This window comes from Okeania sp. SIO2C9 (genome assembly GCF_010672455.1).
Classification (GTDB): Bacteria; Cyanobacteriota; Cyanobacteriia; order Cyanobacteriales; family Microcoleaceae; genus Okeania.
This window is the reverse complement of sequence record NZ_JAAHGO010000153.1, coordinates 1-9018: the sequence shown is the minus strand read 5'-3', so window position 1 is coordinate 9018 and position 9018 is coordinate 1. Positions and strand designations below refer to the sequence as shown.

Below are 9018 nucleotides of genomic sequence, written 5' to 3'. Positions count from 1 at the left end.
ACGGGGACCCGAAACGGTCTAGTTAAGAGCCTAAGAAACAGGAAAAAGGGTGGAGAAGCGTGGATTTATCCCGCTTCGTAACATCCGCCTGAGAATCCCCGTGCATTTATGCCGGGGAGTACGTCAACGCGTCAATCCTAATCCGTTTTCAAGGAGAGATAATTGTTAATTGTTAATTATTTCCCCCTACTCCCTCTTTTGGAGGAGATGTCAATATGAGTGAGTCTACTCTAGACAAAATTCTTAAGTTAGCTACTCAGAAAGCTGAAGCTGTAGAAATTTATTATTTGTCTACTCAGGAAACACCAATAAAATTTGAAAATAATCGTTTAAAATCTCTACAAACTAAGGCTCAACAAGGAGTAGCTCTCAGATTAATTTATCAAGGTAGATTAGGTTTTGCTAGTTCTACAGATTTGACGAGAATTGAGGATTTAGTTGAGGGAGCAATTCAAACAGCAAAAGTTAGCGATATTGCACAATTTCAATTTGCTTCTTCATACAATTTGAATTACCCAAAATTAGAGTGTAATTTACCTCAAGTTAATGAATTAATTACTTCTGGTCAAGAAATTATTGAAAATATTCATAATTATCACCCCGATATTCTAGTCAATATAGACTTTAATATTCAGAACAAAAATATTAAAATTTTGACTAATACTGATGTTTATGCTCAAAGGTTTAATCAGTTAGTTAATGTTAATATTTCTGGTAACTTAGTTCGGAATGAAGACTTTCTCCAAATATCTACTTCAGATGTTATAAACGAGCTACCCTTAGATATCAATAAACTACTAGAAAAATTAATCCAAAAATATCGATGGGCAGAAAATTCAGCTAAGATTACTACTGGAAATTTTCCTGTATTTTTTACTCCCACCGCAGTAGGAAAGGCGATCGCTAGATTATTTAAAACTGTTTTATCTGGACAGCTTGTGGTACAAAAAGCTTCCCCTCTTACCCATAAATTGGGAGAAACTATGTTTGACCCCCGCTTTACTCTCTTTGAAGACCCAAATATAGGGCATGATTATTGTCCCTTTGATGACGAAGGTATTCCGACTATGGTCAAGACTTTTATTGAAGCAGGGACTTTGAAAAGTTTCTATTGGGACCAACAATGGGCTGCTCGTGCTGGATGTAAGTCCACTGGCAATGGTTTCCGAAATGGACTATCTCAACCAACTCCTAGTTTAGTAAATTTGAGTATTAATCCTGGGCAAATTTCTGAAAAAGAATTGATTAGTAATATAAAAGAAGGTTTAATAGTAGACCGGGTATTAGGAGGGGGTAAATCTAATCAACTAGCAGGAGAATTTTCTGTCAATTTAGATTTAGGTTATAAGGTAGAAAAAGGTGAAATAACGGGTAGAGTTAAGAATACAATGGTGGCAGGTAATATTTTTGAAGCATTTCAAAATTTGGTAGATATCGGCAATTTTCCTGAATTAGTTGGTAATAGTTATTATTTACCATGTATTGTATTTCAAAATTTAGGTGTAGCAACAAGGGAGGCTTAGATATGAAAGTGCTTAAAGTTATTTTGATTAGTTTTTTAGCAGTTTTACTATTGAATGGATGCGTTCAATATGAATTGGGAATAAATTTTGAGAGCCAAAACCACGGTGAATTTGTGCAACATATTAAATTAGCAGATGAGTTAAATAATTTCAGTGGGAAGATAGTTTCTGAATGGTTAAACAGTATAGAAACCAGAGTTAGTCAATTACGAGGAAAAACTAAAAAAATATCTTCTCAAGAAATTTTAGTTACAATTCCTTTTAATAATGGTGCGGAATTAGAAGAAAAATTTAATCGTTTTTTTCAACCTATAGATACACAAAAATCTGACAATTATTCTGCCGATATTACAGAAGATTTACCTAAATTAGAATCTCAGATTAAAGTAAGTCAGAATAATTTATTTTTAGCACTGCGGAATAAATTGAGCATTAATTTAGATTTGCAATTATCTACATCTAAGAGCAAAGTTATAGTTAATCCAGATGAGTTATTAGATTTAGAGTTTAAATTAACTACACCTTGGGGTTTTAGCAATATTAAAGCAACTGAAAATAATGCAATAACTTATCTAAATGACCGACAAATTGTCTGGAAATTAAATCCAGGAGAATCTAACTCATTAGACGTAGTTTTTTGGATTCCTAGTCCTATAGGAATAGGTACAATCTTAATTTGTTTATTTGTTTATTTGGGTATAGCTTTAAAATATCAAGTACTGCCAGCTTTAGGAATTATTAAAAAATAGATTAATCAACATTTATTTTTAGACTACAGATAGCCTAAAATTTGAGGATGAAAAAATCAAGCTACTGCATCAACATTATAAAATATATGTAAGCATTTCCTGCGGAATGCACAAACAGCTATTAGCAGTCAGGTAGCTGACTGGGTCGGAACTATATTAACAGCAATTAATAATAAATAATTACTTCTAAGGTTTGGGAAGGATACTTTGACAGTAACTTCTTATTATTTCTCAATTTCAAGGGCTGCTTTTACCGAAAAAATCTGGGTATGCGCCTCCCCTTTTAAGGGGATAAAAAAAGATAATATTCGCCAAGGTCAAGCCTCCTTATTGCAGAGGTACTGATAACTGAAATGACCTTCCCCAAAATTAATAGCTGATAGCTAATAACTAACGGCTGTTTGCTTACAAATATATTGTTGTCAATCTATACTTTATCTGGTATAAATTAAGTATCGGTAGTTATCAAAATAAATCAAAACAAAAATAATGAGACCGATTAACTTTTTGCTGATTTTTTTAGTTTGTTTAGCTTTGGTGTTATTCAGTTTACAGAATACTCAATTAACTACAATCAAACTTATTCAAGGCATTGAATTTGAAGCCCCTTTATCTGTAGAACTTGTAATTGCTACAGGGTTAGGAGCTATTTTAGCATGGGTATTTAACTTGTGGTCAAGAGTTCAACGTACCATCACAACTTTTGGAGAAATGCGAGAAATTCGTAGCAGAAATAAACGCATTGAGGAATTAGAAAAAGACATGGAACGCTATCAAGAAGAACTGATCCAAAGAGCTAGTTTACCTGCAGCAGAAACTGTATCTGAAACAGGGAAATCTACTGAAGCATAAGTTTCTAAATAAAATCATAATTAGTGAAGCTAGCAGCAATATAGCTTTAGATAGATCGAAATGTTCTTCTATATAGATATTTAAAGATTTATGATCGACACCAAATAATGTAATTAATGATGAATAATTAATAACTAAAAGGCAAATATTTCATTATTAATTGTTAATTGTTAATTGTTAATTGTAGAGGTGGGACATCCCTTGATAGCTCAGTCAATGTCTACATAGTAGAGTCGCTGAGAAGCCCACATTTGATTCTTGTAATCAGTGTGGGAGTATGTCACTTACTCTAAATAGTCCTGCGCTGACTAGAAAGTGCGAGTTCTTAGGTTAACAAATTTACAAGTTAATCTGAGAATTATTTATATTAAAGTATAGGAAAGAACTATAGACATGACAGTTGGAATTCCTCAAGTTTCAGAAACCGTTTCAGAAGGAATTGCTTTACTAACAAACTTAGCAGAAAAGGGAGAAATTAATCCTTGGGATGTTCAAGTAATTGACGTAATAGACCGCTACTTAAGTAAACTAACTCCTGAGTCAAATATTTCTGCAAGTGATGACTTTACAAATTTGTCTCAGTCAGGTCAAGCATTTTTATACGCATCTATATTAGTATGGCTCAAAGCAGATCACTTAGCTAATTCAGAATCATCTGAAAATAATTCAGAGATATCTGAAGAAGTCCAAATTCCAGAAGCAGAAACTTTTGAAACACCAAAAATACCACTGAAATTAGAACAACAATTGCGTCGTCGTGCTGTTGCTCCTTCTCCGCGCAAACGTCGAGTCACCCTTCAAGAATTAATTGAGCAGTTACAACTCATCAAGTCTACTATAGAAGATAGAAAAGTACGTCCCCGTACTCGCAAAACTAGCTCAAAAGCAAGAGAGCAAGCGGCTAGAGCAATTGCAGAATTAGCCCACCAGGAAAATTTAGTAGATACAGCTAGTGACTTAGAAAAGTTCCTTCTAGAAAGGTCGCCACAGAGTAGTGAAGGTTGCTTTGAATTTGATCGCCTTTTAGAATTATGGTCCTCAGTATTACAGTCTAAAGCTGAAAATGAATCTAATAATGTCCAAGTCAACTCTGACCGAGTAGGTGTATTTTGGGCACTACTACTCCTTTCTGCTCAATCGAAAGTTGAATTATCCCAAGAAGAATTTTATCAAGAGATTAAAATCCGTACTATTTCATCCACTTCCGAGAGGCGATCGGTTTTAGAGAAGAATATTTAATGCCTTCTTTCCTAAAACTCAAAATTTGGAACTTTAATTTATATCTGAATAAAACTCTTATTCATATACTTTTCTCTGAAAAAAAAGCGTAGTATAATAATGTACACTTAAAATCTCTATATTTAAAAGAAGTAAGAAGCAGGAAAGAAGTTGACAGCATATAGTTGTGGTTAGTCCATAACTATATTTAATCTAATTTAAAAAGTTGGAGATTGACCCCATTGATCTCCAAAGCTTGTACCTAAGGATCAGGTTACAGGGTGTAAAAAATATTACTCAACCTTCTTCTTTCTTCCCTCTTTCTTACTTCCTCCTAGTTAAATTAAAACCATCAAGCTGAAAATTAGAAAACATCTAAGGAAAATTATTTCTCCGGTATTTATTTATATATCAGCGAGAAAAATATGTCCATTAGTTCAATATTTAGCCAAAAATAAATAAAAGATTGGTAGATAAAAATTTATCTATCTACCTTTAGAGCTGATTTGTCAACTTAGCTAAAACCCTGATGTAATCTAACTCTCAGGGATTTAGGTATTATTGGGCTATCACTGCCAAAACCCAAGTAGAGCAAGGAATTTAGCCTCTTAATATTTACTTTATAAATCATCTCTTAAATAGGGAAAGTGAAAAATTCTCATTTTGCTCTTCTCTCTGTTAATCTGAAATTTTAACGGAGTGAATTGTGTTAATTGAAAACACAGATATAAGTATTTTTGACATTTCAAAGGTGGAGGAAACTTAAATGAAGGCCATGATTCTGGCAGCCGGTAAAGGAACTCGTGTTCGTCCAATTACTTATCGCATTCCTAAACCAATGATTCCTATTCTGCAAAAACCAGTAATGGAATTTTTGGTAGAGTTGCTTCGTCAACATGGTGTTAACCAAATTATGGTCAATGTTAGCCATTTAGCAAAGGAAATAGAGGATTATTTTCGTGATGGTCAAAAGTTTGGGGTAGATATTGCTTATTCTTTTGAAGGACGAATTGAGGATGGAAACTTGATTGGGGAGGCACTGGGTTCTGCTGGTGGTATGAGGCGAATTCAAGACTTTTATCCTTACTTTGATGATACTTTTATAGTCCTTTGTGGTGATGCTTTGATAGATTTGGATTTGACCGCAGCACTCAAGTGGCACAAAGAAAAAGGATCGATGGCTACCGTTATTATGAAATCTATTCCTCGCGAACTGGTTTCTAGTTATGGTGTTGTAGTGACAGATGAAGCAGGGCGAATTCAATCTTTTCAGGAGAAGCCAAAAGTTGAAGAAGCTCTTAGTACTGATATTAATACTGGTATTTATATTTTTGAGCCAGAAGTGCTTAATTATATTCCGTCTGGTATGGAATTTGATATTGGTAGTCAGTTATTTCCTAAGTTGGTGGAGACCGGAGCGCCGTTTTATGGTGTGGCAATGGATTTTGAATGGGTGGATATTGGAAAAGTTCCAGACTACTGGCGAGCAATTAATGATGTACTTATGGGGAAAGTCAAAAATGTTTCTATTCCTGGTAAGGAGGTATTTCCAGGAATTTATACAGGCTTAAATGTAGCGGTTAACTGGGATAAGGTGGATATCCAAGGGCCTGTATATATCGGTGGTATGACCAGAATTGAAGATGGAGCAAAAATTGTTGGGCCGAGCATGATTGGTCCGAATTGCTGGATTTGTAGTGGAGCTACTGTTAATAGCAGTGTAATTTTTGAGTATTCTCGCTTAGGCCCAGGAATTCGTTTGATTGATAAGTTAGTATTTGGTCGCTATTGTGTTGATAAGACTGGAGCATCTATTGATGTTCAAGCTGCTGCTCTTGATTGGCTAATTACTGATACTCGTCATCCTGAGCCTCCTCAAGAACATATAATTAAGGATTTTTTGCAAGAAAATGGCGGTTAATTTCTAATGAAGAACGAAGGGTTGATAATTTTTTTGACTGTGTGTTAACTCTTCTATAGATGAGAATTCTAGGAAACAAGAGTTGTTCACTTTTTGAGTTTAAACTTTAGAAATTAGCAGAATATAGTTTATATCGACAATAGTATATGAGCAATATTTTCCTGGCTGTACAGCTGCTGTTTGCGGAGTATTGTATCAGTAAAGTCCCTACCAAATTATTCAGAAAGAAGCGGCAATTTTTAAAGATATTCAAACTTTGAAAACAATTAAAAACCTAATTCTCAAAAGTTTTATCTTTCTCTGTGGCAGGTTTAATATCTCACAGTCTACATGGTGCTGAAAATTGTTTGGGGTTATTAAGACACGGAGTAGCTGGTCGTTGAGTATCCCCATACAATTTTTCCTTTCCTAGGTCATTCTGGGATAAGAGTATAGCTGCTTTTCCTGCGGAATGCTGCGCAAACAGCATAAGTGCCTTCTTTAAGAGAGGAGATAATACCAAATTGATAAATGTTTGCTACAAATAACTACAATATTTCTTAGGAGTCAGGAGTCAGGAATTGTATGGGAATGGCTTGAATACCATTTTTCAGGTTGGAAGTCATCTTTTTTGTCAAAGGAAATATTCTGAAAAGTCTTTTTATTTCTCTTACTATTCGTAACATTCTTTTTTCAAATTGGTATAATAGCGAACTAAACGGTTTAACAACTGTTTTTTGTAGTTTAAATTTAAGGAACAGGGAAGGAAATTGATTAATTTTTTTGGCGTTACTGATGCGTGGGTATGATTTATATTTTTTGTAAGCATTTAGCTATTAGCTGTCAGCTATCATAAGGGAGTTTAAATAAAAATAGACTGTTTCAGCGGACTTTGGTAGTAAGATTTAAGATTTAAATCTACCTCAATTAGTAAAGCTTTGATCTAACACTAAAAGCAATAGCTGAATGCGAGCGCATCCCGCAGGGAAGTGCTGATAACGCAGTTCCTCGGACAGGAGGCTAGCTGACGGCTGTTTGCGCAGCATTCCGCAGGAAATGCTTACTATTTTTTTGGCAATTACTAAACTATTGAATAACAAATATTTGAGATTCTTCAGTTTTTATTTTCATACCTTAATTCAGGAATGCCATTTTTTTCCCTTTTGAATTGTTGACATCCTCTCCGGCCTGAAGGCGCGGAGAAACAAAACTGAACCGTAGCTCTTCGGTGGGTTGACGTTTTGCTGGCGCAAAGCTCCGCTAACACAGGCTGCTGCTACCAGATGCGCTAGTCTTATGCTTGCCTCCACGTCCGTTTAATGTCTCGGACTGCCCGCCCGCGACTAATATATTTATTGCTGCATTCTCATCTCTGTCGTGTTTAGCACCACAATTAAGGCATTCCCATTCTCGCACTTGAAGGTCTAATTTGCATCCACGAAAACCACAACATGAACATTTTTGAGTCGTCGCCTCCCAACGACTAATTACTCTCAAATCACGACCATACTTTTCTGCTTTTCCTTCTAAGAAAGTTCTAAATTGTCGCCAACCTAAATCAGATATAGCTCTGGATAATTTGCGGTTTTTTACCATGCCAGAAACATTCAAATCCTCTAAAACAACTGTTTGGTTTTCACGAATTATTTTAGTAGATAATTTATGCAGAAAATCTGTCCTTGTATCTTTTAATTTACCATGTTTGCGCAGCATTCCGAAGGAAAACTTAGCAACTCTAGCCCGTACTTTTTCATACCTTTTAGACCCTTTAGTTTTATTAGATAATGACTTACTTAACTTTTTTAACTTTTTAATCCGTTTTTTCAATGGTTTTGGTGCATCAATCTTTGTACCATTGCTGAATGTTGCAAAGGTTTTAATACCCAAATCTATGCCTACTGAATTATCAGTTTTTGGTAAAGTTTCTGGTTGTATTTCTACTACAAAACTAAGAAAGTATCTATTAGCTGCATCTTTAATAACTGTTACTGAGCTAGGCTCACTGGGTAGTTTTCGCATAGCAGGCTACTTTCAGTTTTCCAATCTTGGCTAAATAAACTTTATCTTGGTGTACTTTAAACCCCCTCAAGGTAAACCTGGCAGTCTGTTTTGATTTCCTGGTTTTAAATTTGGGAGGTTTTATGGCTTGGCTTTTTCTCTGGCCTTTTGTAGAACTGAAAAAGTTTTGATAAGCTTGGTTTAAATCATTCAATGATTGCTGTAATGGTACAACTGAAACCTCTGATAACCATTCTCTATCCTCCACCTTTTTAGCTTGAGTAATAAACTGTTTTTGTAGTTCAGAGTTAGCAGGTTTCTTCTCTCCTAATTTGTATTTTTCTTGACAGCAAGCTAGACTATCATTCCAGACAACACGGACGCAACCAAATAACTTTGCGCTCTCGGTATTTTTGTCCCGGTGTTGGATAGATACGGTACTTAAATCTAGCTTTCATAGTATGACTTTAAACTAACAATATGATAACATAGTTGTTGAAGAAAAACCAATTTAAAAGTCGCCCTAGAAGGGCGAGGCTTCAAACCCCATTTTTCGGTGAAGCGATCGCCTGAAATTTGTAATACTATTTAGGGCTTGCTGATTAATTATAAAACCATTGACAAGTAAAGGTTGGAGCCTTCTTTGATTCCCCAACTTTGATGTCGGCAAGGGGTCTCCCGTTATACGAATGTTAACGGGAGGGGAATTGCCGACCAACAAATAAACCGCGTAGCGTCCACTTAGTTTCTTGCATTGTGTACTTTTTTGTGTTACGCT

The 9018-nt window shown here is 35.1% G+C and carries 8 protein-coding genes; 5 read left to right on the top strand and 3 right to left on the bottom strand.

All coding sequences use genetic code 11. The features are described 5' to 3' along the window. Nucleotides 1–215: 215 nt before the first annotated feature. The 5 genes from F6K23_RS39420 to F6K23_RS39400 all read left to right on the top strand — a co-directional run bounded on the left by F6K23_RS39420 (nt 216) and on the right by F6K23_RS39400 (nt 6263). Nucleotides 216–1523, top strand: a complete 1308-nt coding sequence (locus tag F6K23_RS39420) for a TldD/PmbA family protein (protein WP_293166499.1) — start codon at nt 216–218, stop codon at nt 1521–1523. A gap of 2 nt (nt 1524–1525) precedes the next feature. Beyond that, on the top strand, nt 1526–2272 hold the full coding sequence (locus tag F6K23_RS39415; protein ID WP_293166497.1) for a DUF3153 domain-containing protein: 747 nt from the start codon (nt 1526–1528) through the stop codon (nt 2270–2272). A 489-nt stretch (nt 2273–2761) separates the two neighbouring features. Beyond that, complete coding sequence (locus F6K23_RS39410) at nt 2762–3124, top strand: LapA family protein (protein ID WP_293166496.1); 363 nt, start codon at nt 2762–2764, stop codon at nt 3122–3124. 393 nt (nt 3125–3517) lie between these two features. Further along, nucleotides 3518–4363, top strand: a complete 846-nt coding sequence (locus F6K23_RS39405; RefSeq protein ID WP_293166494.1) for a segregation/condensation protein A — start codon at nt 3518–3520, stop codon at nt 4361–4363. Nucleotides 4364–5108: 745 nt separating this feature from the next. Next, nucleotides 5109–6263 (top strand): NDP-sugar synthase, encoded by a 1155-nt coding sequence (locus F6K23_RS39400; RefSeq protein WP_293166492.1) that lies wholly within the window; start codon nt 5109–5111, stop codon nt 6261–6263. A gap of 1239 nt (nt 6264–7502) precedes the next feature. Here the strand turns inward: F6K23_RS39400 and F6K23_RS39395 are convergent. The 3 genes from F6K23_RS39395 to F6K23_RS39385 form a co-directional block, all read right to left on the bottom strand. After that, entirely contained in the window at nt 7503–8261 is a 759-nt protein-coding gene (locus F6K23_RS39395; RefSeq protein WP_293166490.1) for an RNA-guided endonuclease TnpB family protein, read from the bottom strand. Continuing rightward, nucleotides 8242–8670 carry a transposase gene (locus tag F6K23_RS39390; protein WP_293166501.1) on the bottom strand — a complete coding sequence of 143 codons (429 nt, stop codon included), beginning with the start codon at nt 8668–8670 and terminating at the stop codon, nt 8242–8244. Before F6K23_RS39390 ends, F6K23_RS39395 begins: the two co-directional genes overlap by 20 nt. A 93-nt stretch (nt 8671–8763) precedes the next feature. Further along, nucleotides 8764–9018: hypothetical protein (locus F6K23_RS39385; RefSeq protein WP_293166488.1), on the bottom strand; the 255-nt coding region annotated here is incomplete at its 5' end.

Coding starts and splice junctions, on each gene's coding strand:
- F6K23_RS39400 (WP_293166492.1), top strand. CDS start 5,109: ATGAAGGCCATGATTCTGGCAGCCGGTAAAGGAACTCGTGTTCGTCCA.
- F6K23_RS39405 (WP_293166494.1), top strand. CDS start 3,518: ATGACAGTTGGAATTCCTCAAGTTTCAGAAACCGTTTCAGAAGGAATT.
- F6K23_RS39415 (WP_293166497.1), top strand. CDS start 1,526: ATGAAAGTGCTTAAAGTTATTTTGATTAGTTTTTTAGCAGTTTTACTA.
- F6K23_RS39420 (WP_293166499.1), top strand. CDS start 216: ATGAGTGAGTCTACTCTAGACAAAATTCTTAAGTTAGCTACTCAGAAA.
- F6K23_RS39410 (WP_293166496.1), top strand. CDS start 2,762: ATGAGACCGATTAACTTTTTGCTGATTTTTTTAGTTTGTTTAGCTTTG.
- F6K23_RS39395 (WP_293166490.1), bottom strand. CDS start 8,261: ATGCGAAAACTACCCAGTGAGCCTAGCTCAGTAACAGTTATTAAAGAT.